This is a genomic window from Mesorhizobium sp. L-8-10, from assembly GCF_016756635.1.
Lineage (GTDB): Bacteria > Pseudomonadota > Alphaproteobacteria > Rhizobiales > Rhizobiaceae.
Genome location: NZ_AP023263.1, coordinates 7,145,123 through 7,170,075 on the forward strand (window position 1 = coordinate 7,145,123; position 24,953 = coordinate 7,170,075).

The 24,953-nt window shown below is 60.4% G+C and carries 12 protein-coding genes and 4 pseudogenes; 6 read left to right on the forward strand and 10 right to left on the reverse strand.

Annotation, left to right across the window (positions count from 1 at the left end; all coding sequences use genetic code 11):
* Window positions 1-14: 14 nt before the first annotated feature.
* The 3 genes and pseudogenes from JN280_RS40395 to JN280_RS33390 form a co-directional block, all read right to left on the reverse strand.
* Window positions 15-296: pseudogene (locus tag JN280_RS40395) on the reverse strand (ferredoxin); the annotation flags it as partial.
* 1 nt (window position 297) lies between these two features.
* Window positions 298-1,587: a cytochrome P450 gene (locus JN280_RS33385; protein WP_010913993.1), complete on the reverse strand. Its 1,290-nt coding sequence runs from the start codon at window positions 1,585-1,587 to the stop codon at window positions 298-300.
* Between the two features lie 94 nt (window positions 1,588-1,681).
* The gene (locus tag JN280_RS33390; RefSeq protein WP_202308603.1) at window positions 1,682-2,884 is read right to left on the reverse strand and encodes a cytochrome P450; all 1,203 of its coding nucleotides are present in this window, start codon (window positions 2,882-2,884) and stop codon (window positions 1,682-1,684) included.
* Between the two features lie 626 nt (window positions 2,885-3,510).
* On the opposite strand from JN280_RS33390, the gene JN280_RS33395 reads away from it, so the two are divergent.
* Window positions 3,511-3,948 (forward strand): Tn3 family transposase, encoded by a 438-nt coding sequence (locus JN280_RS33395; protein WP_202308605.1) that lies wholly within the window; start codon window positions 3,511-3,513, stop codon window positions 3,946-3,948.
* 207 nt (window positions 3,949-4,155) lie between these two features.
* Window positions 4,156-4,866, forward strand: a complete 711-nt coding sequence (locus JN280_RS33400) for an IS6 family transposase (RefSeq protein WP_202308607.1) — start codon at window positions 4,156-4,158, stop codon at window positions 4,864-4,866.
* A gap of 27 nt (window positions 4,867-4,893) precedes the next feature.
* Here JN280_RS33400 and JN280_RS33405 read toward each other — a convergent pair whose 3' ends face one another.
* Entirely contained in the window at window positions 4,894-14,064 is a 9,171-nt protein-coding gene (locus JN280_RS33405; protein WP_202308609.1) for a shikimate kinase, read from the reverse strand.
* A gap of 383 nt (window positions 14,065-14,447) precedes the next feature.
* On the opposite strand from JN280_RS33405, the gene JN280_RS33410 reads away from it, so the two are divergent.
* Window positions 14,448-15,164 carry an IS6 family transposase gene (locus JN280_RS33410; protein WP_202308611.1) on the forward strand — a complete coding sequence of 239 codons (717 nt, stop codon included), beginning with the start codon at window positions 14,448-14,450 and terminating at the stop codon, window positions 15,162-15,164.
* A 198-nt stretch (window positions 15,165-15,362) separates the two neighbouring features.
* On the opposite strand, the gene JN280_RS33415 is transcribed toward JN280_RS33410, so the two are convergent.
* On the reverse strand, window positions 15,363-17,738 hold the full coding sequence (locus JN280_RS33415; protein WP_446720797.1) for a hypothetical protein: 2,376 nt from the start codon (window positions 17,736-17,738) through the stop codon (window positions 15,363-15,365).
* Window positions 17,739-18,348: 610 nt separating this feature from the next.
* On the opposite strand from JN280_RS33415, the pseudogene JN280_RS33420 reads away from it, so the two are divergent.
* Both JN280_RS33420 and JN280_RS33425 read left to right on the forward strand, forming a co-directional pair.
* Window positions 18,349-18,516 (forward strand): annotated as a pseudogene (locus tag JN280_RS33420) (IS6 family transposase); the annotation flags it as partial.
* Between the two features lie 53 nt (window positions 18,517-18,569).
* Window positions 18,570-19,280, forward strand: a complete 711-nt coding sequence (locus JN280_RS33425; protein WP_202308607.1) for an IS6 family transposase — start codon at window positions 18,570-18,572, stop codon at window positions 19,278-19,280.
* Window positions 19,281-19,414: 134 nt separating this feature from the next.
* Here JN280_RS33425 and JN280_RS33430 read toward each other — a convergent pair.
* Window positions 19,415-19,628 (reverse strand): annotated as a pseudogene (locus JN280_RS33430) (transposase); the annotation flags it as partial.
* Between JN280_RS33430 and JN280_RS33435 the strand changes: the two are divergent.
* A pseudogene (locus JN280_RS33435) lies at window positions 19,629-19,903 on the forward strand (IS110 family transposase); the annotation flags it as partial.
* Between the two features lie 110 nt (window positions 19,904-20,013).
* Here JN280_RS33435 and JN280_RS33440 read toward each other — a convergent pair.
* The 4 genes from JN280_RS33440 to JN280_RS33455 form a co-directional block, all read right to left on the reverse strand.
* Window positions 20,014-20,511 carry a tetratricopeptide repeat protein gene (locus JN280_RS33440; protein ID WP_010913980.1) on the reverse strand — a complete coding sequence of 166 codons (498 nt, stop codon included), beginning with the start codon at window positions 20,509-20,511 and terminating at the stop codon, window positions 20,014-20,016.
* 60 nt (window positions 20,512-20,571) lie between these two features.
* Window positions 20,572-22,617: a type III secretion system export apparatus subunit SctV gene (gene sctV, locus JN280_RS33445; RefSeq protein WP_010913979.1), complete on the reverse strand. Its 2,046-nt coding sequence runs from the start codon at window positions 22,615-22,617 to the stop codon at window positions 20,572-20,574.
* A gap of 238 nt (window positions 22,618-22,855) precedes the next feature.
* The gene (locus JN280_RS33450; RefSeq protein WP_010913978.1) at window positions 22,856-23,746 is read right to left on the reverse strand and encodes a SctD/MshK family protein; all 891 of its coding nucleotides are present in this window, start codon (window positions 23,744-23,746) and stop codon (window positions 22,856-22,858) included.
* A gap of 392 nt (window positions 23,747-24,138) precedes the next feature.
* The gene (locus JN280_RS33455; protein WP_044551341.1) at window positions 24,139-24,459 is read right to left on the reverse strand and encodes a hypothetical protein; all 321 of its coding nucleotides are present in this window, start codon (window positions 24,457-24,459) and stop codon (window positions 24,139-24,141) included.
* Window positions 24,460-24,953 lie beyond the last annotated feature (494 nt).

The following is a 24,953-nucleotide window of genomic DNA, read 5'->3' on the forward strand; positions in this document are numbered from 1 at the left end:
CCTTCAAACCGTCCTCCTGGGTTGCGTTGGTCTTTCGCGGCATGCCGCTCAGCCTGCGCCGGAGAAGGCGCAGGGTCGGCGCTGGCGCGCTCGCCAGCGTCGCTTTCGATGACCCGAACGGCGGCGACCGGACACTGGCTGGCCGCGAGCCGCGCGGCGGCGTGCAGCGCCTGCGGGACCGTCGCCACGCACACTTCCGCCACGCCGTCCGGTTCGCGCTGGCGAAAGGTGCCCGGCAGCGTCAGCACACACTGCCCGGTGGTTCCGCATAGATCCTGATCGATCACGACGCGCATCTCAGCCCCCCTGAGCATGCAGTCGCACCGGCAGCGCGCGGAACGTCCTGAGGAACGCGGATGGCTCCCGGGTCGGCTGCTCGGCCAATGCCAGCGTGGGGAAGCGCGCCTCGATCCGCGGCAGGCTCTCGGCCAACTGCACCCGGGCCAGTTGCGCACCGAGGCAGAAGTGGATGCCGTGGCCAAAGCTCAGCATGATCTTCCCGTCGGTCGACATGCCAGGAGTGGTGCCGTAGAACCGCGCGGGATCGAAGCGGTCGGGATCGGAGAAGGCGTCCGGGTCGCGATTGCCGGCCGCGATCAGCACGCGCACGTCCGCGTTCTTCGGGATCACCACGCCGCCCAGTTCGATGTCGCGCTGGGCGATACGCGGGATGGAGCTGAACATGGCAGGCGCGTCGCAGCGCAGGACTTCTTCGACGAATGCCTTCACCCCCACGGCGTCTCCCTGCAGCCAGTGCCGCTGTTCGGGATACGCCAGCATCGCTAGGACCGCATGGTCGATGGTCGCAGCAGTGGTGGCGAAGCCGCCCAGCAGCATGCCCCACAGCATGCTGATCAACTCCGCATCCGACAGCGTGTCGGCATCGTCGTCGTGTGCGCCGACCACCATCGACACGATGTCGTTGCGGGGATCGGTGCGCTTGCGCTGTATGAGGTCGCCGAAGTAGGCCTGCACCCTCGCGCTGGCCGCGTCCGCCTCGGCGAGCTGGGGATCGCTGGCGTGTGGGCTCAGGCCTTCCAGAATGGCGCCGATGCCGGCGGCGAGCCCGAACATGTCATCCTGGGGCATGCCGAACAGTTCGGCGAAGACCAGAATGGGCACAGCCAGCGCGAATTCCCAATGCAGGTCCACCGCCTCCCCGCGCTCCAGCGCGGGCGCCATGCCGTCCAGGCGCGCTGCGACGATGCGTGCGATGCTCGGCCGCAGGTTGTCGATCTGGCGTATGGTGAAATCGCGCGAGATCAGCCGGCGCAGACGCGTATGCGTCGGTGGTTCCTTCATCGCTAGCGTGGACGCGAGGAGATTGAGTGACAGGCTGGTCTCCGCACGCGGGAAATAGCGCGCCAGTTCGCCCGGCGCCGGTCCCCGAAACACATCGCCCGTGGCCTTGAGCGCCCAGTAGATGTCGGCGTGGCGGCTCAACAGAAAGAGGCCCGACGCCGCACGATGCACCGGATCGTGCTCGCGCAACCACCGCATGAACGTATACGGGTCTTGGATACACGCTGGCGACGCAAGTTCGGCGAAGGCGTCCCGGCATGCTGCCGTGGTTTCTTGCACGTCCATCTTGGTTACCTGTTGGCTGGCTGATCTGACCGGCGCGCGCTGGGCGCGCCGGCAAATTGCGGAGTAGATCGCGATTCCGGGCGGCGTCCGCGCGTCACCAGAGCACCGGGAACTCCTCGAACCCGCCAGTGATGATATCCTTGCGCAACTTCAGTTCTTCGGGCGCCACGGCCAGGCGCAGCGCGGGAAAGCGCTGGAAGATCGAGCCGACCACCACCTTGAGTTCCAGCCTGGCCAGCGCCATGCCGATGCAGTAGTGCGGCCCGTGCGAAAACGTCAGGTGCGGATTTTCGTCGCGTCCGATGTCGAAGATTTCCGGGTCGTCGAAATGGCGCGGATCGAACGACGTCGCCGGCAGGCCGACCAGCACCTTGCTCTCCGCGGGAATATGCACGCCCGCGATAGTCACGTCGGTCCTCGGATAGCGCATGATGCCGTCCCAGCCCGCGCCGGGCGGGTACATGCGCAGGATTTCCTCCACCGCCTTGTCCACCAGGGATGGATCGCCGACTAGGCGTTCGCGCTGTTGCGGATGGCGGAACATGGCCAGCAGGCCGAATTCGATCTGCGCGACGGTGCTCTCGTGCCCCGCCACCAGCATGCCCGCCGCCAGGCCGATCGCCTCTTCCTCGGTCGCATCGCCCTGCTCGACCGCCGCGAGCAGATCCGTCAGCAGGTTGTCGCCCGGATCCTGGCGCTTGTCCCACATCTTGCCGCGAATGTAGGCGCGCAGTTCTTCCCAGGCCAGGCGCGACGCGCTGCGCGGGCCGCTTTCATGCTGGTGCGTCATCACTTCGTCGGACAGCCCGGCGAAAAAGGCGTGATCCTCGTAGAGCACGCCCATCAGCGCGCTGATGACCATGGCCGGCAGCGGAAAGGAGAGGTGGCGCCTCAGGTCGGCGGGCTGGGGCTGGGCCGCCAGCGTCTCGAACAACTGCGCGGCGATCCCCTCGACCTGCTGCGCGAGCACCTTCACCCTGCGGTTGCTGAAGGCCGGCGCCACGATCGTGCGTAACCGGGCATGCTCGCCCCCCTCGTGCGAGACAAGCCACCCCGGCGAACCGAGAATCACCGAATCCGGGGTGAATGCCGCCGGCGGCATTCCCGCGGGCCGGAACGCCGCGTCGGACAGCGCCGCCTTGGCCTCGTCGTAGCCTGTCACCCACCAGCCTTCGTGCCCGGACGGGAAGCGTACGTGGTGGATCGGACCGTTGGCGCGTAGCGCCAACATCTCAGGCGAGGGCTCGATGTGATCGACGCGCCACATCGGCAGCGTCGGCAAGGGTTGTTCGGACATGGTGGCACTTCACTCTCTAAGCGATGGAAGGGCGGAAGGCGCTGCGGGCAGCGAATGATTACGACGGCACGTAGACGTCCTCCGGGGAGTAGCCCGACTCGATGTCAAGATCGGCCAACGTGTAACTGTCTAGGCATACCGCGCGGCGAGATGCAGAACTTTATCCTGCGCCTTCGAGTTCAGGATTAAGGCGAGTGTGGTGGGCCCTTGAGTCGCAGCCGGCCATCAAGATTTCCTGCGCAAGCGTCGACAAGGTTGGCAGCCTGTTTGGGTACGGGCGGTTTCGCCAAGGCCCCCTTGCCATAGGATGCTATCTGATGCGGATTTGACATTATGCTTTTCTTTCTTCGTTCCATCGATCGCGGTGTCATCCACGAAATGAAGATCGGTCGTCGGCTCCCGGCTCCCAACGAAGGAGTCTCAAAACTCGTGCCAATTTGGCCGACCCAGCAGAAGAAAAACATTGTGATTGCTTTTCAGGGGATTAGCCTGAGGCAGACAAGAGCTCGATGAAATAGCCCGGTGTCGCGGACCCAACAAAGGCGACAAAACAGTGTCGGATAGTATACGGTGGTCAGACGCCAGACCGGCGACACCTTCTTTATTAGTTGTCCTGTCGTGGAATGATGGCAGGCGACCTGACCGTATTGAGCCATAGGAGGGCTCCTGGTTGGCTCAGGGGTCACGTGCTTGCTCCGGGCGCGCTCGAGGCGGCTTGCGGGCTCGTTGCCAATGCAACACAGGCGATCCGCAACACCGCCATCTGGGGCGAAGCCGGCACGGCCCAAGAAGTTCGGCGCTTGGGACGGCAACCTGATGACGGAATGGCATGTCCGCTATGGCGGTCGCGCGTGATGATCTACTGGCATGTCGAAAAGGGCTCGACCTGCATTTTCTCGCAGCTCAAGCGCTGTTCGTCTTCGGAGGTCGCGGCGATGACCAAGGTCTTGCTGCGACATTACACCAACGTGGAGATCCAGCGCCAATATGTCGACAGCCATGGCCAGAGCGCCCTCGGCGTCCCTTTTGCCGCCTGCTCGGGTTCAACCTGCCGCCACGCCTGAGGGCGATCGCCTGGCAGAAGCTGGCGCTGCCAGGCCTGCGCGCTGAAATTGCCAAATGCTTCCCATTCTTTCCAAGGTCCTCACTTGGGAGGAGGTCGAGCAGCAGTATGGCCACAGTCAATCTGGGCCGGCCAGAACGACATCGGAATAGTCCGGCCGGCACCGTAAAGTTAACCGACGGCTGATGAAGATGTGCGAACATGGGCCATGTCAGAAGTTGCTCGTGATCCGCTTTATCGTCGCCACCGCTTTCCCGCCGAGATCATTGCGCACGCGGTATGGCTCTACTTTCGCTTTCCGCTCAGCCTGCGCATGGACATGTTGGCGGCCCGCGGCATCATGGTCACGCATCAGACCATTCGAAGCTGGGCGGAGAAATTCGGGCGGCATTTCGCCCGGGAGATCAAGCGACGGTCAGCCGGCTGCCTGGGCGACAAATGGCATCTCGACGAATGTGTGGTGGCCATCAATGGCAAGAAGCAGTGGCTCTGGCGTGCCGTCGATCAGGACGGCTTCGTCCTCGAAGTGCTGGTGCAAAGCCGCCGAAATGCCAAGGCGGCAAAGCGTCTGATGCGCAAGTTGCTGAAGGCTCAAGGGCGGACACCACGAGTCATGATCACCGACAAGCTCCGGTCCTATGATGCCGCCAGGCGCGACCTCATGCCCGGTGTCGAACACCGGTCGCACAAAGGCCTCAATAATCTAGCGGAAAATTCGCACCAGCCGACCCGACGACGCGAAAGGACCATGAAACGCTTCAAGTCGGCACGCCAGCTTCAGCGGTTCGTTTCCATCCATGATCCGATTGCCAACCTGTTCCACTTTCCCCGCAATACGCTGTCATCGGCTCAACATCGAGACCTGCGTAACGCCGCCATGCAAATCTGGAACAAAATCGCGTGTCTCGCCGCAGCGTGACAGCCGTCCCGGCCAGCTATCGCTGCATCAATCCGCTGATAACTTTACAGTGCCGTGGGATATATTAGAAAGCGACTGAGCGTCGGCCCCCGTGGGGCACAGGTATGCGTGCAGGGCCTTCAGACATGGGCCCGCGTTCTGTTTATCGTTTTTGCGGGGTGGGACAAACCTGACGTTAGCTTGTTCATAGAACGGCTTGCGCTCGTCCATGAGTTGGGGAACCGTCTGATCCCGGTCGGAGCCCCGCAGCAGCGGGCGGGTGGTATCGTTCCTGAGGCGGCGTCGTAGCACCCGCGGGTCGGTATTTATCCAGATCGAGACCGCTTTGTCGGCGATGAGTCGCCGGGTCTGCTCATCGTTCAACGAGCCGCCACCGGTCGCGATGACCGCGGGCCCTTGCTCGAGCACACGCGCGATTGCCTCCGCCTCAAGCTTCCTAAAATAGCCCTCGCCATTTGTATTGAATATCTGCGTTATCGATTTCCCGGTCTGCTTCTGAATTTCTTGGTCGGTATCGATGAAGCGCAGCCCCAGTCGCTTGGCGAGTGGCGCGCCAATCGTGGTTTTCCCGGCGCTCGGCATACCGACAAGCACGACCGGCCGATGGCCGAGGGCAGCGACAGTCTCCTTTGCCTCCGGTGACTTGGCGATCTCCGACTCTGTTGATCGTCCGACAGCTCGCAATCCAGGTGCTGCAGCAGCACTATCCTTACCATCCCTCCAGTGTGCTATGCTGAGCACGTTATCGGGTCTGTCAACTGCCTTATTGCCTTCTCTTACCTTCTGCTCGAGTTTCTCTGCCTTCTGCAAAGCATCACGGCGCTTCAGCTCCTGCATCTCTTTATAGGCGTCGTGATTGTCAACTTTGGCGCTGTAGCTGGCTGGCGTATGGAATTCCACCTGGAAACGGTAGCCTTCTGTGGTGGCGAGCACAGTGTGTATGCCGAGATAACTCGGACGCTCGAATTTGAACCAGTTGGTCACCTCGATTTCGGTGTAGTGCTGCTCCTCGAAGGCCAGAATGGCTGCCTTGAAGGCACGTGTAAAATCGTTGTCAGGAATTTCGAAGACGTGGCGTACGGCGCTGCTGATCAGCTGTGGAGTGCTGCCGGACGAGATGCTCGTGCCGGTGAGCTGCTCTCTTATGGAGCGTTCCGATCTCAACCGGCGCTCCAGATGAGGCATTTTCACCTGGATCTCCATTTTCCTGAGGCTTGCGGCGACGCTGAGTGCCGCTGCGGTGATTTTCCCCTCCTCTTTTGTAGCGCGCGCAACCTCAATTCGGGCGCGCTCTGAGGCCTCCTCGGGGGTCAGCGGGATCATCTCGGCAGCTTCGGCGGTGGGCCGAAGGCCGGAGGGACTGCGCAAAATGCCGTGCTCCGCAGCGAGATTGATCGATGTTTCCATGACTGAAGCCGTCAGCGTGGGGTTGTCCTCCAGGTCCTTCAAGGCTGCATCGACATCAAACCTTCCATGGTTGAGAGACGCTGCCAGGCCCTTGACGTAGGGCACGGACCTCAAGCCAGGCGTCGTATGCAGCAGCCGCTGAAGATCTTGGCTTTTCCTGGAAAAAAGCCGAGCGCCAGTGTTGGATTTGTAGGCATCGGTGCCGACCTTGATGCCGAGGCTCAGGAGATTGTTTGCGCTTTGCACGAGGTCATCCGGGTTGTAACCGTCCGGGCGAGGATCGATCCGCGCAGGATAGTTGTCGATCAAAGCCCGGATGCGGTCTCGTGGCTGATTTGTTACCGGATAGGCATCCGCCAGATCCGGCAACAACTCTGAGACTGCTGCGCTCAGCGTCGTGCTTTTTGCATCGTTCACGGGCCCGACTGTTTCGGGCAGGCGTTCCGGCTTCTGTGCCCACGCCTCAAGGTCGGCGACCAGCAGCGCGGCCATTTCGCGAGCAACCGGATGCCGGGCGACCTCGATCTCGCGCCGCGCTCTCGCAAACACGGTCTCGATATCCTGGCCACTCACCTCCTCTTCGCGGCCCAACAACTGACCGATGTCTCGCCGAAGCTCGTGGTGAACGCCTTCGTAGGTGCCAAAGATGGCACGCTCGGCAAACCAGCCTCGCGCTTCATGGGATTGAGCCAGGAAGTTTCGCTGCAGACCGCTATAGGTTTCCAGGACATCCTGGGTGGCGGCGAGAATCTGGCTGGCGCGACCAAACTGGTACTTGTCGCCGTCAAGCGCCGGAGTATGCGACTTTGGCGGCTTCAGCGATGGAAGTCCGAGAGCTTGCTCCTTTTCATCGAACTCGCGCACATGCTCATAAAGCTGCGGCCGGTCGCCGATGATGATGACGGTGTCGCCATCGAAGTCGCCGTCAAGCTTTTTCTGTTCACCGGTCGGGACGGCAACCAAGGAGCCCGGAGCGAACACCTCGGTGGCCTGCAGGATGCCGAGGCAGTCGAGCGGCGTGTCCTCCTTGACGCGGTCCTTGCCTGTCGTCCAGTGCGAATGGGACTTGACGTCCTCGGCAGACAAAACCAGCCCTCGGTCGGCGTGGGCGGCCGGCCACATCTCGTCCGGCACGACGATCAGGATGCCTTTGGCAAAGAAAGTCGGATCGTCGGCCGCGAGTTCCTCCCCCGACTTCTGGGCGACATTAAAGCTGTATTGGATAGCAACGCAGGTGTCGAGGAACGCTGCCGTCGGGTCCCCATCAACTGCTGACTTGACCAGGTCGGCGGAAAATGGGCGCAGGTTGGGCTTGTCGTAGGGCGACCGCCCGATCAGCACACCGCTTTTGCCCGTCAACGTCTCGCTCTTGAGCGTCGGCACATGGAGACACTTATCAGCGGACGGTACCGCGACTGCGCCAGGACCGTCGATATGTCCGACAGTCACCGTTCGAAACAGCTCCTCGGCCGTCAGCTCTTTCCCCTCTCTGCTCTCGAGCCAGGTCTTGGCCTTCTCGTGCGCCTCATCGGCCACTTGCTCGCTGCGCGGATAATGTTGCAGCGCCGAGGCAGGCAAGGACGATCTCCTTCCCTCACCAAAAGCAGGAACCCGATCAGGTCCTTCCTGCCGACCGGTCCGGCGAACAGCTGGCATACGCGTGGCCAGCGAGGCCTTGATGAAACCGCAGCCGTCATACGGTCGCAAGGCGATCGGGCCTTCCGGCCCAATCAGCTTGAAGGGACGTTCCTGGTTGGCAGGGCGGTCCGGCAGCAGCGACAATTTGAAGGCGCCTTCCAACGCGTAGTCGCGAGGCCCCAGACCTTGTAAATTCGGTGGCGCTGCAAACCCCCTGCGCTGAGTGTAGTAATATGCCTCTTTGAAAGGCGCCCAAGAGCGCGATAGCTGCTCGAACGCAGTGCCCGGTGCGGTTTCGGCATAGGGAATGGCCAGCAGCTTTCCGCCGGAAGATGCTGCCTCCACCCGACCTGGAATGCGGGCGGCGACCTGCGAAAGCGTCTTCGGCGGCGGCTTTAACTTGCTGCCGCCGAACAGGTCCATGCGGTATGGCACGCCCTCGACGGTCAACGTGCGCGCCAGCATGAACGGGCTCGGCTTTCCGGGCAGTTGCACCGCGACCATCTTCACCGCCCCCGAGGTCAGGCGATGAAAGATCGAATAGCGTGTCTCGGCCTCCGTGGCCAGTTGCCGGCCCTGCATGTCGACCACCGGCAATCGCATCAGCCCCGCCTCGCCCTGGGGCGGTCTGGGCTCGTGGTCCATGGCTCGCAAAGTCTGATGGACGTCGAAGACGGACGCTCGATTTTGGGCCTGCACCGTCGCGGCGTTCTGCGCCATGAACGTGTCCAGCGCATCGGTCGGACCCTCCGCTTCGATCTGCGCGATCAGGTTCCAGCTCATGTTGGAAAGGTCGCGTTCGACGAGCTCGCGCGTGCTGTCCAGGATTTCCTTGGTCTTGGACTGCAGCTCGTCGCGCCTCGCACGCAAATCGGGCTTGTTGCCCTCGACATAGGGCCGCCGCAGCAACCCTGCCAGGCTCGCACGGGCCTTGAGCACTTGATAAATCGACAGGGCCAGACAACGGGTCGAGTACGGCCCGCGGGCCCGCTCGGCATCGCTTGCCCTGAGATGGGCTTCGATCTTGTGCTCCACGATCGGTTGGATATCGTTCAGCAAGTTCAGAGCCGGCCGCCGGTGCCAAAGCAGCTGCTTGCGCGGACTGCGAGCCAGCGGCAGCAGAGCGGCGCACAGATTGCCCATGGTTTCGAGGTTACTCTCATGGGCAAAGCCAGGGGCACGATGCAATTCCGCGAGCCGATTTAAACCTGCTCCTGCGAGCGAACCGAGATCATCATACAATTGAGCCTTGGCCAACGCCTTCAAGATGCTCGTGACGCCCACCGCGTCGGCCTCCTCCAGACGATCACTGGCATAATGAAGATAATGAGCCAGTTTGTGCAGCCGATCTTTCAGCAGAGCGGCCTCTGCAATCTCTCCGGCGTCCTCGCTCCTGAGGATCCCCCGCGCCAAACTGTTGGCGATACTGGAGAGCCCGGGCGCGGCAAAATGACGGAATGGTTGACCCGCTTGGCCGAGTCTGCGCGCGATCTCCAAAATCGCCTGGCTGCACGCCTCTTCTTCCGCAAACCTGTCGAAGCCGTTGAGCAGATTTGCCAGTTGCTGCGGATTAACCCCGGAGAGTCGCTCGGCACCGCGAAGCACCTCACCGGCGATCGCCGCGGTGGCCTGACGTGATTTCTCCTCCTGCGGCCACTTGCTAAAGCCGTTCACCAGGTTCGCCAGGTGCTGCGAGGTAAAATCAGGGAGCCGGTTAGCGCTGCGAATCACCTCACCAGCAATCGCCGCGGCGGCTTGACGTAAGGCCTCCTCTTCCGGCCATTTGCTGAAGCCGTTCACCAGGTTCGCGAGGTACTGCGAGCTAAAGTCAGGGGGCGGGTTTGTGCTGCGAAGCACCTCACCAGCGATCGCAACGGTGGCCTGACGTGAGTTCTCCTCTTGCGGCCATTTACTGAAGCCGTTTACCAGGTTCGCCAGATCCTGCCCATTGAATCCCGACAGCCGGCCGGCGCGGCGAGGCACCGCCCGGGCGATCGCAACCATGGCCTCGCGGCAGTCCAAAGGCCACTTGCTGAAACCGTTCACCAGGTTCGCCAGATCCTGCCCATTAAATCCCGACAGCCGGCCGGCGCGGCGAGGCACCGCCCGGGCGATCGCAACGATGGCGCCACGGCAGTCCTCGGGCCATTTGCTGAAACCGTTCACCAGGTTTGCCAGCTCCTGCGGTTCGAACCCAGACAGCTGGTCGGCGCGGTGACGGACCTCACCGGCGATCGCAACTGTGGCTTGATGTGAGTTTTCCCATCGCGGCCACTTGCTGAAGCCGTTCACTAGGCTCGCCAGGTGCAGCGGAAGAAATTCAGAGAGTGGCTCGGCGCAGCGAAGCACCTCGCCGGCGACCACATTGGTGGCGTAACCCAAATTCACCTCTTGCGGCCACTTGCTGAAGCCCTTCACCAGGTTCGCCAGGTGCTGCACATCAAAATCAGAAAGCCCCTTGCGGCGGCCGGCGCGGTGACAGACTTCACCGGCGATTGCAACGGTGGCGCGTGAGCACTCCGCCGCTTGCAATTTGCTGAAGCCGTTCACCAGGTTCGCCAGGTGCTGCGGATCGAAACCAGAAAGCCCGGCCTTTGGGAGGTCCGCGAGGCGACAGACTTCAGCGGCGATTGCAATTGTAGCGCCGCGGCAGTCCTCTGGCCACTTGCTGAACCCGTTCACCAGGTTCGCCAATGCCTGTGCATCAAACACAGGCAGCTTGCCGGCCCCGCCAGCGACCTGACGCGCGATCGCAACTATAGCGCCGCGGCAGTCCAAAGGCCACTTGCTGAAGCCGTTCACCAAATTCGCCAACGCCTGCGGATACCACCCAGTCCGGCCGGCTTTTTCATCGGCGAGGCGACCGATCGAATCGGCTATGACAATTTCATCGGCGAGGCGACAGACCGCATCGGCTATGACAATGGTCGCCTGATGTGAGTTCCCCGGTTCCCGCGCCTTGCTGAACCCGTTCACCAGGTTTGCGAATGCCTGCGAATTAAACCCAGACAGGCCGGCTTTTTCACCGGCGCGGCCACAGACCTTCCCGGCGATTGCATCGATAACGCCGCAACACTCCTCCTCTAGCGGCCACTTGCTCAACCCGTTCACAACGTTACCCAGGTTCTGCGGATCAAAATCAGAGAGCCCGGCAGGGCGGCGGCGAATCTCGGCGGCAACTGCTACCGTGGCCTTACGAGCGTTCTCCTGTTCCGGCCACTTGCTGAATCCGTTGACCAGCAGAGCGAGACTTTGACCGTTGAGCTCCGACAGCGCTCCGGGTTGCTCATGAAACAGCTTGGCGATTGTGATCATTCCATTGCGACATTCCGCCAATCGGGGATGTCGACTGAACGACAATACGAACAGCGAAAGCGTTTTGCTTTCGACATCGTTCAGCGCCCTGCCGAGCCTCGACACCTGAGCTGCCATGGCCCTGCAAGCTTCCATGCCTGCCTGACCTCCAGGCTCCCGGCTCGTCGCGTTGCATGAGGTGGCGAACCCCCAGGTATTGCCGGCGCGGACATCGTCCTCCCATCTTGGAACAAAGTGACGGGTGAACTCGGAAGCGGCCTTTCGTAGGAATGTTGCCCGATGCGCCTGACTCTGCAGCCTCTTGTCGTTCTCCACCACAGCGTATGAGAATTCATTGATGTCGTGTGCGAAGAAAATTTTGTGCAAAGCGTCATTAAGTAGTGCATCGTCGAAGCTCTGTGCAGCTACATGGTCGAAACGCCGCCGTTCCGGTCCTGCAACCGGCCTGGACTGGCTTTGGTCATGGCGTGCGAGCGTGTCCGGTTGCGACCTACTCGGTTCTTGATCGCCGAGCCAGGACCTCTCTAAACGCAAAGAGCTTTCTTGCCTACCCATCGCTTCGCCGTGCCGACCTTGGGGAGAACCATGCCGCGGCCCACTGGTTGCGCCTCGCGAACCTGCAAGGGCTCCGCGGGGAGCTATGGAGTAATCGGCAGATTTGTCGCCAAGGGCTTCGTCGGCCCCTCGCACGACGCGAGCATAGGACATTCTATCTTGGGGCCCAGAGTGCGTCCGCTCCACGCCGGCATCGGACGATTGGCTGGATTGCCCAGGGGCATGACTTGATTGCGAGTTCAGAGCTTTGGCCAGTTCCTGCGCCTGATTCAACATTCCTTTGAGCCGGACTGTTTTGTCTTGCACTTCGGGCACCTGTGCAGGCGCAAGCAGGCCTGGTCGACGAGGCTCATCCAACGCGGCCGGACAGGCCCGCATCTCGGCGGGCTGCGTCTGCAGGCGCTCGACCACGGTTTCCGCGACGTAGCGGGCGTCCTCGGGTTTCACCTGGCGCTCTTGCGTCAGTGCTTCCATGGACGGCGGCGCCTGCTTTGCGGACTGTGCGCCCGCCGACGCACTCGCACGCGCCTCCTCCGCGCTCACAAGCTTCGTACCCATATCCGAGAGCACTAGAACCTTGTCTGCTGGCGCCGTGTCGCTGTCGACGGCAGCGACTTGCGACGCCCGCCCGGGGGCTGAACTCCCGGCGCCAACGGCCGGCTTGCCCTTGCCTTTCCGCTTCCTACGCGCTGCGGCGCCTGCCACCGCAGCCTTGCCGGCAGTGTCGGCCGGTATTCCAGCGCCCATATCGGCTGGTGGTGCTATGTTCGCTGGCCAGTTCGGCTGCAGTGCCAGAGTGCCTTTGGCCACTGGAGACTTGCCGACAGTGTCGATCTGTATCGTAGCGCCAGCGTCGGCCGGCGAGGCAATGAGCGCTGGCGCCTTCGGCTGCAGTGCCAGAGTGCCTTTGGCCACTCGAGACTTGCCGGCAGTTTCGGCTGGTATCGCAGCGCCAGCGTCGGGCGGCAGTGCAACGGCTGGCGGCTTCGGCTGCAGTTCCAGCAAGTGCATGACCTCGTGCCCGACGATCCACGCGCCTTCCACGATCTGGCTCAACAGTTCCAATGGGAGGTCGGCACTTGTTTGGTGATCGTTTAGGTTGGTCCGGATGACTTGCAACTCGGACGCAAACTCCGAAAGCCGCTCGATGACTCCTTCCAAAACGGCGCAGTGATCTGCGTCGAGTGGGTGCCCACCGCTGCTCAGAACAGCGTTCTGTGTCGAAAGGAATGCCGGTAAAACGTCCCCGCTGAAGGCTTCCAGCAGACGCACTCGCCCATTCTCAACCATGAGGATTTCCCTGACGGGTGCGTCGAACGTGCTCGCCTGCGGCTCAATCTTCGCCCGCGCGAGATCGATCCGAGATTGCAGATACACGAGCTTGCTATGCATTACCGAGCCGGTTGCCAGCCGCAGCGTGGCCTCTTCTTCCTGCCGCATCTTGGCTGTTGCACTTGGCAAGCTGGCAGTGGCGCGCCAGGCGGCTCGCCCCCGTTCGCAGTGCCCTACCTTCTTTTCCCACCATTTCACGCAGGCCGCATGCGCCTCCACCACACTCTCCGGGGTAGCCGTGGATTGAGTCAGCCCGGTCGCTTCTTCCTCAGCTTTTTTTTTTTGCAATTTGTGGATAGTCGGTTCGGCAAGGCGGCTATATTCTTGCACCGCATCCCACACGAGGTAGCGGCAGGTAATCAACTGGTTGTCGTCCACAATGGTCCGCGCCAAAGCCGGGGATAGGCTCTTGTAGTGGTGCAGAGCTGCTGAGCCTGCATTGATGACCTGATCGAGCAGCTTTTCATCGCCCGGGTCTTGCTTGGCCGCGTTAAAGCGCATGCCCACTAGCGTAAGCAGACTGTCCATTCGTCGCTTTTCCTTGATTTCGTCGCCTGACAAGCAAATGGGCGCTGCCACACCCGAAGTTGGCGGCTGGCTGGCGACCGGGGCCAGGGTTTCACCCTCCAACATTGACGGAACACTGCGCCGCCGCGGACCGGCTGCACGTGGCGCGGCGGCGGCATGCCGCGCAGCGTCCAGGGTTCCGTGTATACCAACGGAGGGGCCGGACGGCCTGTCGTGCAGGGCGTCATCGGCACCGCGCTCCATTGGCACGGCGGGCGTCCTTCTATTTATCTCCACAGAGCGCATCTGCTCCACGACGGTATCGAACGACTGGCTGCCTGCCCCAGGCGCAAGACTTGATTGCGAGCGCGAACTGCTCGCCTCCCCCGTCCTGCCGACTCTCTTTTCAGTCCGCGATCTCCCAGATCGGTTCACGCCCGTCATATTCCGTCTCCGATATAGGCGAGGATGTGTTGCCTATGCTGTTGGGGCTGATGTCGCTGAGCCCTAGCGTATGAAGGCTTTGATGAGTGAAATCACGCCTCGTCAGCTTCGCCAATGCGCGTGTAGTGTGCATCGGACGGGCCACCAATTCGCTATACTAGGATTTGCACTACTATCTTTCCGTTAGCGTCGGGCCGGTTAGGCACGGCAGGTCTAGATAGATCGCTTGGCTGACGATTAGCTGACGGAGAGTTTCAGAACCGTCCCGGGTTTGGCGAAGGCCATTTGGTTTGAGTCACGCGGCTATGGCTGGTTCTTGCAGCATGGCGTAGTATGGCACCGTAAAGTTAACCACGGCTGATGAAGATGTGCGAACATGGGCCATGTCAGAAGTTGCTCGTGATCCGCTTTATCGTTGCCACCGCTTTCCCGCCGAGATCATTGCGCACGCGGTATGGCTCTACTTTCGCTTTCCGCTCAGCCTGCGCATGGTTGAGGACATGTTGGCGGCCCGCGGCATCATGGTCACGCATCAGACCATTCGAAGCTGGGCGGAGAAATTCGGGCGGCATTTCGCCCGGGAGATCAAGCGACGGTCAGCCGGCTGCCTGGGCGACAAATGGCATCTCGACGAATGTGTGGTGGCCATCAATGGCAAGAAGCAGTGGCTCTGGCGTGCCGTCGATCAGGACGGCTTGGTCCTCGAAGTGCTGGTGCAAAGCCGCCGAAATGCCAAGGCGGCAAAGCGTCTGATGCGCAAGTTGCTGAAGGCTCAAGGGCGGACACCACGAGTCATGATCACCGACAAGCTCCGGTCCTATGATGCCGCCAGGCGCGACCTCATGCCCGGTGTCGAACACCGGTCGCACAAAGGCCTCAATAATCGAGCGGAAAATTCGCACCAGCCGACCCGACGACGCGAAAGGACCATGAAACGCTTCAAGTCGGCACGCCAGCTTCAGCGGTTCGTTTCCATCCATGATCCGATTGCCAACCTGTTCCACTTTCCCCGCAGTACGCTGTCATCGGCTCAACATCGAGACCTGCGTAACGCCGCCATGCAAATCTGGAACAAAATCGCGTGTCTCGCCGCAGCGTGACAGCCGTCCCGGCCAGCTATCGCTGCATCAATCCGCTGATAACTTTACAGTGCCCCCAAAACCCTAGAGCAGCATGCTCGATGCCGGCCATCGCGAGAATCAGCCACACCTGCGATCCAGGCCACTGCCGCTCTGCCAGGGGTTTCCCAGATTGCGCCTCTGTCTACTAAGCTGGTTGGAATCCACAAAATGCCGATGTTAGGCCGGCCCATTTCGCATATCGGCCCGGTCGCTCAACAAGGACTTACAGAACGCCGGGGTGAGCTTGCCGCGGTGGATTGCGTTGTCGTAACCCTTCTTAGCCCGGGAGGTCTGCCACTGCCGATTATGGCCGCGCTGTTCATTGGACTTGACGTGGCAAGCGGCGAACTCGGCGCTGTCCAGCGTTGCCAACTGCTGCGCATATATCTTTCGTGTCGTGTGGATGTGCACCCACATTGGACTCGGTAGTGTACGGTTGCTCAGCGCCTTGGGCTGCAGCCTAATCTCGAACAGATTGCTCGGCTCTGGGTTCAACGCGCACCGGGGATCTGCAGGCGTCAACTCCCGGGCCGACCGCAACTGCTCAAGGTGGTTTTGCGAGGGAAATGGGTACCTCTTCATGCAATCCATGATCATATCAGGCTTTTGTTCGTCCCAAGCTTTAGCCAATCCCCGCACATTGGCCAACATGTCCCTGAACTGAACCGTTAGTCGGTGCACGTCGTCCATCTTTCCCTCCTTGGAGAGACGAGACGCCTCCAACGCTGGGAGGCAGGGCTCCATCTCGACAGCCTGCGTTTGCAGGCGCTGGACCACGAGGCCGACGGCGTGTTCGACGTCCTCGGGCTTCCCGGAGCGCGCTCGGGAGATCAAACTTTGCTGAGCAGGCAAATCGAACTTCAAAAGTTCGGTCGACCGTGCGACTAGTGACTTCGTGTTCTCCCCCGTCGTTGGATTTTCCAAGATCGCCAAGCGTGCTGCCGCGGACGACGCACTGTTCTGCGCCTCCTCTGCACTCACGAGCTTCTTCGTACCTAAATCCGTGCGTACGAGCACCTTGGCTGCTGGCGCAGGGTCGCTGACGGCCGCAGCGACTTGCGGCTCCGGCCGCCCGGCCGCCGAACTCCCGGCGCCAGCGGCCTGCTTGCTCTTGTCTTTTCCTTTTTTTCTGGGCGCTGTAGTGCTTTCGGCCACCATAGTCTTGCCGGCAGTTCCAGTCGGCATCGCAGCGGCAGCGTCGGCCGTCAGGTCAGGGGCTGGCGGCTTCGGCTGCAGTGCGAGGAGGTCCGTAACCTCGTCCGAAGCGATCCAGGCGTCGTCCACGATCCGGGTCAACAGTTCCAATGGGAGGCCAGCACCTGCTTGGTGATCCCTTAGCCTGTCAACCACGGAGTGCGAGGCCGACGCAAAATCCGCAAGCCGCTCCACAACTCCTTCCAGAACGGCGCAGTGTTCCGCGTCGAGCGGGCGCCCTTCCTTCCTCAGTACAGCTTCGGCCGTCGAGACGAATGCCGGAAAAACCTCGCCGATGAAGTTACCCAGCAGACGCGTTTGCCCGTTGTCACCGATGAGGAGTTCCCTGATGGGTGCTTCGAGCATGATCGCCTGCGGGGCCATGTTGACCTGCGCGAGATTGATCCGCGATTGCAGCTGCATTATCTTTGAATTGACAACCCAGCCCGAGTGCAGCCGCAGCGCGGCCTCTTCTTCCCGCCGCATCTCGGCTGTTGAGCTTGGTAAGTCGGCTGTCGCGACGCAGACGGCCCGCATCAATTCGTGGCGCTGTACTTTCTTGTCCCAACGCTCCACGCAGGCCACGGGATACTTCGCCATACTGGGAGCCGATCGGCTCAGCTGGTCGAGGGTGGCATTGGATTTGACCAAGTTGTGGAGAATGTCCTCCATCCGCTTCCGGTTCTGTTCCTCCTTCTTGAAGATCGTATGGGCCAGCTCGTCGGCACTGTCCGCCCGATGAATCACGTCGGCGCGGTAGTGACGCACATCATCGTCGGACAGAGTGCTGCGCGCCTCATCCTTGGGCAGGCTCGCGTAGCATTCCAGAAGTTCTGCGCCCGCATTAGCGAGCTGATCAAGCTCGTCTCGGAAGCCCTCCATCGGTTTTCCGCTATGCAGGCTCTTCTCTTCGAGAACTTGGATTTCGTCAATCAGCGAGCACATTCGTCGCTTTGTCTCGTTGATGACTTCGCCTGACGAGGAACTGGGGACTGTCACACCCGAAGTTGACGGCTGGCTGGCGACCGGCGCCAGGGCTTCACCATCCGACGTTGAGGAAACACTGCGCCTCCGCGAACCGGCCGCACGTGGCCCGGCGGCTGCACGTGGCGCAGCCGCCGGGATTCGATGTGGGGGAACGGAAGGGCCTGAAGATTTGCCGCCAAGGTCATCATGGGCACCTCGCGCAGCGCCAGCCGAGGGTGAACCTTTACCTCCCTCAGAGCGCATCCGCTCCAGGACGGAACCGAACCCTTGGCTGCCTTCCCCGGAGGCAAGACCTGATTGCGAGCGCGAACTGCTCGATCCGGCTCCAGCATCTCCAATGCGCGATTTTCCAGATCGGCCAATGCCCGTCATTTTTTCATCTCCGATATAGACGAGAACGCGCTGTCTGTGGATTGGGGCTGATGTGTCAGCCGTAGTGCATCAGGGCTCTGGCGGGTAAGTGCAATCGCCCAGATGACAGGTGGCATGACGTCTGAGAACCAGCGGCATGTTTTCGTCAGTCGTCATGGCCAGCCCGGATCGACCCTGCCGCGCCGGTCCAGCCTGAACCCAATGCAAAACACACGAAGACCTGTCGATCTCCACGATAGGAGGCCGCGAAACTAGCGAGTACGGGCGTGCCGGCGCTGGAGACGAACTCGCATTGAGACCAGGCGGCGCCATGTGCGCAAGTGCTTGCCAAAGCCGTCGCTGCCCTTTGACCGTACCGGGTCGTTAGCTTGGTTGGAGCTTTCGGATGAGCCACTTTTCCGACCGTACATGGCATTCGTTCCCTTTTTGGCGGAAGTCTTTAATATGATTTTGAGTTGTTAGGTCTCTCTCGAAGAGAGCTACTCGAACGAGCTGACGGTGAGCTGACGCGCTGTAAGCTAGTTCCGGCGGGGCGATGCACATACTGCGTTCGCTTTTTCTCTCGGGGGCCGTCGAATTCCCTCGCCTTCGGCACTCGCGCAGCGCATCACGGATCGGGCTGAGCCTGCGCGATGTTGAAGAAATGCTGCTGGATCGGGGGATCGTCGTCTCCTACGAGACCATCCGCCGCTGGGGAAAGAAGCACAGTCCCGATTATGCACGTCGCCTGCGCCGCAAGGCGCCATCGAAAGACGATGTCTGGCATCTTGATGAGGTAGCCGGGCACCGTAAAGTTAACCGACGGCTGATGAAGATGTGCGAACATGGGCCATGTCAGAAGTTGCTCGTGATCCGCTTTATCGTCGCCACCGCTTTCCCGCCGAGATCATTGCGCACGCGGTATGGCTCTACTTTCGCTTTCCGCTCAGCCTGCGCATGGACATGTTGGCGGCCCGCGGCATCATGGTCACGCATCAGACCATTCGAAGCTGGGCGGAGAAATTCGGGCGGCATTTCGCCCGGGAGATCAAGCGACGGTCAGCCGGCTGCCTGGGCGACAAATGGCATCTCGACGAATGTGTGGTGGCCATCAATGGCAAGAAGCAGTGGCTCTGGCGTGCCGTCGATCAGGACGGCTTCGTCCTCGAAGTGCTGGTGCAAAGCCGCCGAAATGCCAAGGCGGCAAAGCGTCTGATGCGCAAGTTGCTGAAGGCTCAAGGGCGGACACCACGAGTCATGATCACCGACAAGCTCCGGTCCTATGATGCCGCCAGGCGCGACCTCATGCCCGGTGTCGAACACCGGTCGCACAAAGGCCTCAATAATCTAGCGGAAAATTCGCACCAGCCGACCCGACGACGCGAAAGGACCATGAAACGCTTCAAGTCGGCACGCCAGCTTCAGCGGTTCGTTTCCATCCATGATCCGATTGCCAACCTGTTCCACTTTCCCCGCAATACGCTGTCATCGGCTCAACATCGAGACCTGCGTAACGCCGCCATGCAAATCTGGAACAAAATCGCGTGTCTCGCCGCAGCGTGACAGCCGTCCCGGCCAGCTATCGCTGCATCAATCCGCTGATAACTTTACAGTGCCCGAAGCCTTCCGACCATGAGGCGAATGGAGGCCAGCTTGAGGAAGGCGAGCGCCCTGGTGCGATTCGAAATTGAATTTGTCTTCCTCAGCCCCTTTTGGAACTCCGGCCCCTGGAATGGCCGCCACCGGCGTAGAGCTTGAACAGGAAGGGATCGAGTCCGAACAGCTTCGCCATCACCATCACGCCGCCATCGCAGTCCTGGATGTCGGCGGCATGAACGAGGGCGTGCATCAGGAGACCTTGGTATTGACGAGAATATGCCGCTTCTTGCCTTTGATCTTCTTGCCCGCATCGCGCTGCCCAAAGTCGGGCTCCCGCTGGAGCGCGTCAACCTGGAAGCGTGCTCGCTGACGGCCTGGCCTCACGACGGATTGCGCGCCGAAGGCCAGCCGGTGCATGTCAAGAGCTGGCAATGCCGGCTCTGGCGTTCTCTCCTCGTTCACCGCCACCCGGTGCTGAACGAAATGCGCAGCATCGAGAATATGGTCCGGACGATCCTGCGGGAGGCCTGTATCAACTGGGCACGCGGTCGCGAACCACCATCGCCGGTCGTGTGCAGGAGCTGGCCGGCGCTGACGCCGAGGTGCTGGAAATAACCGGTCGCTGACCAAGGTGTGTCGGGCGGTGCATGTGCACAGCTAGCGCGACCGCGCCAACGCACTCAGGTCCGGACTTCCTTTAAAACGCAAGCGACAGGTCGAGATTGTGCTGCACCATCTGATTCCCAGGCTCTGTCTCGAGAGCTTGCCGATACAGCACCTGTGCCGCGTCATGCCGCCCCTCAAGGTCCAAGATCACTCCCTTCGCGTTCAATGCGCGCAAATTTCCTGGGGCTGCAACCAAGAGCCTGTCCAGTACCTGAAGCGCCTCATGCGGACGCTTCTGCGCGACCAAAGCATTCGTAAGACGGATCGCCGCATCGACATTGTCTGGGTGCTGCGTCAACTCATCCCGCAGAGCCCGCTCTTGTGCATCCTGGCCGACCGCGCTCAAAATGCGTTCTCGCATAGCCGGGTCGATTTGGTTGGCGTTGAGCAGCTCTGGGGATGACGTCTCCCTCACTGAAAGAGCAGGCTTGTCCAAGCTGGCGCAACCGCCGAGAGGCAGCATGGCGAGTACAGAGAAGAAAAGTGAGTTCCTAAATGCTCGGCCGTCTGTATTCTGGTGTGAATTCATGCTTGGTTTCCAATTATCATAGAGTGCTATCACGTTCATTCGATGGCAAACGGATTGGGTTTACTCTGACAGCCCACTGATCAATCCATGCGGGAATTTGACGGACCCGGCGGGTTTAACTGTAAAGTCGGAGGCGATATCTTGATAAGACAGCACGGCAACATCGATCCCGTTTCTGGTGAAAAAGCCGCGGACGAAGCGTCGGATGTCCGTTGAGGTTAAAACGACAGGGCGGGTCTGACCCGGTGCTGTGTTCGAAAGGATCTGACGTACCTGTGACAGCAGCGCTTCGCTTTGCCGGTCCTCTAGTACGAGGTGGGGTCCTGCAGCCGAATCTCGAACTGCATTGCGCATCACATCCTCACTCTGGCGTTCGACGACCAAGGCGGGCACGATGCCCTCTGTGTTGGCATAGCGGTGACAGATCTGACGCTTCAAACCAGAACGAATATATTCCGTGAGCAGGGCAACGTTTGGCTCACGTTCGCTCCATTCCGCCAATCCTTCTAAGAGAAGGCGGGTGTGGCGGATCGGGATTCCTTCATCCAGGAGCCGGCGCAGCACATCCGCAATCCGAGGTATTGGCGTCGTGCGCAGCACCTCCTTGACCAGATCAGAATAGTCCTTCTCCATTCGGCCTATCAATTGTCGGGTCTCTTGAATACCGATCAATCGGGGTGCGAAACGGGTCAACGCTGTATGGAGGCGCAAGGCGAGGAATTCGCCAGGACCGTAATGTGTGATGCCGGCACTCTTGAGAGCCGGTGCATGGCTTTGGTCGGCCACGAGTCTGTCCGTTTTTGGATCACGCCGATACGGGATACCGCTCGATTCGATGTTCGCCACATCGTCTTTGAGCATCAGCTGGCTCGGATCAAACACACCCTGTTCAACTGGCACCCCCTCGATATCTATTCGAAACTGAGACTCCAGCAACTGCTGGTCGACAGTGACAGGGATGGGGGGAACGACAATGCCAAGATCGGCTGAAAGTAGTTGCGAAACGCGTGCAATCTCCTGCTGCAATTCGACTTGTTCAATCGCATGCATCAGGTCTGGCGCAAGGAAGAAAGCGATCGGACATTCCTGCGCGGGCGCGGTTTGTTTTTGAGTGTCCCCTGCACTTGTGGTATCGACAACATCGCCCTTCACAAAGCTTATCGCGGCGAAGATTGCGGCCAACACCAAAAAGACGGGCAGGGGGAAGCCAGGAACGAACCCCATCAAAACCAGGACGCAAGCTGCGACCCGCACTGGTCGCTTGCTGGCAGTGATCTGATTCACTATTTCGGTACCAAGGTTGACCCTCGCCGCCCCCGTGACACGAGTGACGACGGTCGCCGCTGTAATTGATAGCAGCAGGGCCGGAATCTGCGATATCAATGCATCGCCTATCGTTAGCAGAGTATAGTGATGCAGCACATCGCCGAAGGACATGCCCTTCGAGAGCAGGCCGATCGATATCCCACCCAGCATGTTGATGAAGATAACCACCAGTCCGGCGATGGAATCGCCCTTCACAAACTTCATCGCGCCATCCATCGCGCCGTAAAGTTGGCTTTCCTTCTCCAATGCGGCGCGTCGCCTGCGAGATTCGTTGGCATCGATGTGGCCGTTGCGTAGCTCTGCGTCGACCGCCATTTGCTTACCCGGCAGAGCGTCGAGCGTGAAGCGCGCCGCCACTTCGGCCACGCGTTCGGCGCCCTTCGCGAGGACCATGAATTGTACCATGGTGACGACCAGAAATATGACGAAACCGACCACGATATTGCCCGAGATCACGAAATCGCCGAACGTATGGATGATGGCGCCTGCCTCCCCCTCGGCCAGGATCAGGCGCGTCGTTGCGACGGTGAGCGCCAGGCGGAACACCGTGGAAAGCAAAATGATGCCGGGCAAAGAGGAAAGATCAAGTGGAGTACTGACATACAGGGCAACCATCATCAGCAGGATGGCCAGTCCCATATTGAATCCTATCAGCGCGTCGACCACCACGATCGGGATAGGCATGACCATCATAGCGATAGCCAGAAGCAGCATCAACGCGACCATCAGGTCCGGGTTGGCCGGCGAACGGTTGATGAACTTACGCAGGACGTTGGCCATCTAGGCCCCTTTACGATCGCTTGAGAATTATTCTGCTGCTACGCAGTGAAGCGTAGCATTCGAAGTCCGAGGGCCAAGTCCCTCATTGGGCAGCCCGCGAGCAGCAGGCTGTGGCATGAGAGCCCGAATGCGCGAAGCTGGGTGGTCAGCAAGTTTTCACTCTGTCCAGGTTTGTTGTGGTACTGGGCGCGGCAGAATGGTAGCTGACCACGCAATTCTGCTTGATAGGGCCTGCGGACTAATACGGGAGAGCAGCAAGGCGGCCATTACGGCTCAGCAGCACACGACCGTCCTCGATCCTGTCGACCGTCCATCCATCATCCAGAACGGCGCCAACAAAATACTTCTCACCACCTATGACAAGATACGGTTGCGGGCCACGCCAAACGGCTTCAACTGCGATTGCGGATGGCGCCTTTTCGTCTTTTATGAGCACTCCATTGACCAGTGTCAGGGCGCCCTTGGTGCGATGATCGAACCACTGCTGGAGCTTCCGCCAACTGATGACCGATTCAGACGTGACGGTACCCTCCGCCGTCACAGTGTCCTTTGCCGAGCCGACCTTAACATTGAGTAGGCCCGCTCTATCGACTTCCTCCTGCAGCTCTTTAGCCGCTGCCTCCGCAATCTGGTCGTCGGCGCGGTGGTTGGTCCGCTTCGACTCATGATCGGCACTGGGTGAATTGGGTCTCGATGCACCACCGTCCCCATTATAGGAAAAAAAGGCTGAGAGCATACCGACCGCTAGAGAGCTGACTATCACCGTGGCCAGAACACGCATCGAGAGGCGTGGTATGCCTATCGGACCACTTGTCACTTCATCCTGCACGGACCAGAGAATGGACATCTCGCCTGCGAGAACGACGACAGGAAGTGGCACCACAACGCACTCGCCCGCGGCGATATTCCGCTTACCCTTGATGCTGAGTCCGGCCGCAAGCGCCTCGACCTCGATCGAGTTGCCAAGGAGCGTTATACGAAAATGATGCGGTGCCAATCCTTGCTCGACGAAGATCATATCGGCGTCTAAGCCGCAGCCGATTAAGCTCGTTTCGAGAGCAGTCTTACCCGTCAGCCCGCAATAGAGCCCCGACAGAACTTCGAAATCAAGAGAAACGGCGTCATTCAAGGATGTTCTCCCGAACAAGAGAGAAGCCGCACGGCAATTGCCGTGCGGCTCATTTCGGTTCCACATCGCGCCACCTGGCGACGCGATCGGGAACCCCTGCTTCCGAACCTACTGAACGCGCTCGTCGGCCGCTTTCTTGATTGTGTTGAGGTTGGTCGTAACGGTGCGCAGCTGTATACTCCTAGCCGTAGCCTCCAAGCTAGCCGCCGTTAGATCCGCGATTTGCGCCTCGAAAGCGGCTTTCCCCGCGACTCTGGTACCTACGTCTGTAGCCACCGAAGTCCCAGTGCCAGCCGCACTGGTGCCAGTACCTGCTTTACTCATAACGTTTTCCTTCTGTTCAAACCGCGCCCGTCAGCACGGCACACACATCCTGACGCAGACCATCCACGTCAGGCATCCTCTTCAGTTTCTGCAATAGCCTCGTCGGCATCAGCCATGGCATCGTTCAAAATAGTTAGCGCAACGGAGTGGAGAACCGTGTCGAACGCTTCGGCTAGAGCTTGCTGATCATCCCCAGAGATAGTCTGACCGTCCACAGGATCTTTCCCGCCAACCGGCTTGTTTGGGTCATTGTTCCCGCTACCCGGTTTGTTAGGGTCATCATTCCCGCTACCCGGCTTGTCAGGTTGCTCTGGTTGGCTTTTCGGATCTCCATGCCCCCTGCGAGCTAAGGAAATGTTGCCAAATCCACTCCCAATTGCTGCGGCCATCAAGTACTCCTGCATGCGTTCCATTGGCGCCGACGCCTAAAGATAATCTCATCAGGCTACGAGCAGGAGCTTTCGAGAACCTGACGAGTCTGGACAAAAAGCGGGCTACCGGAAAATAATGATCGAGCAGGGTTCGGCCTCCTGCAAAGTGGTGAAAAGTGGGTACTGCGCTTCTGCCAAAGGAATAGCGCCTGACAGGAGGCCTGACATTCTTCGAACGTAGCGGTAAATTCCGAGGCTTCGTTGCTGCGACATCATCATTTCCCAACTTTCCCACGGTGGCGGGCTGAGGGCGCGGGAGGCGAACTCCCGAGCCCCGCCTTGCCCGGACCGTCTTCTGCTACCGACCTGCGCCAAAGCGAGCGGCAGCCTCGACGGCGCAATTGCACTTCCCGGCGATCTCACTAACATCCGGCAAACGCTGCTGATGACGCCCGCCGTGCTGTCAAATTGAGGAGAAAGGTCGTTCCCATTCATCGCGGGCCGGAAAAGTG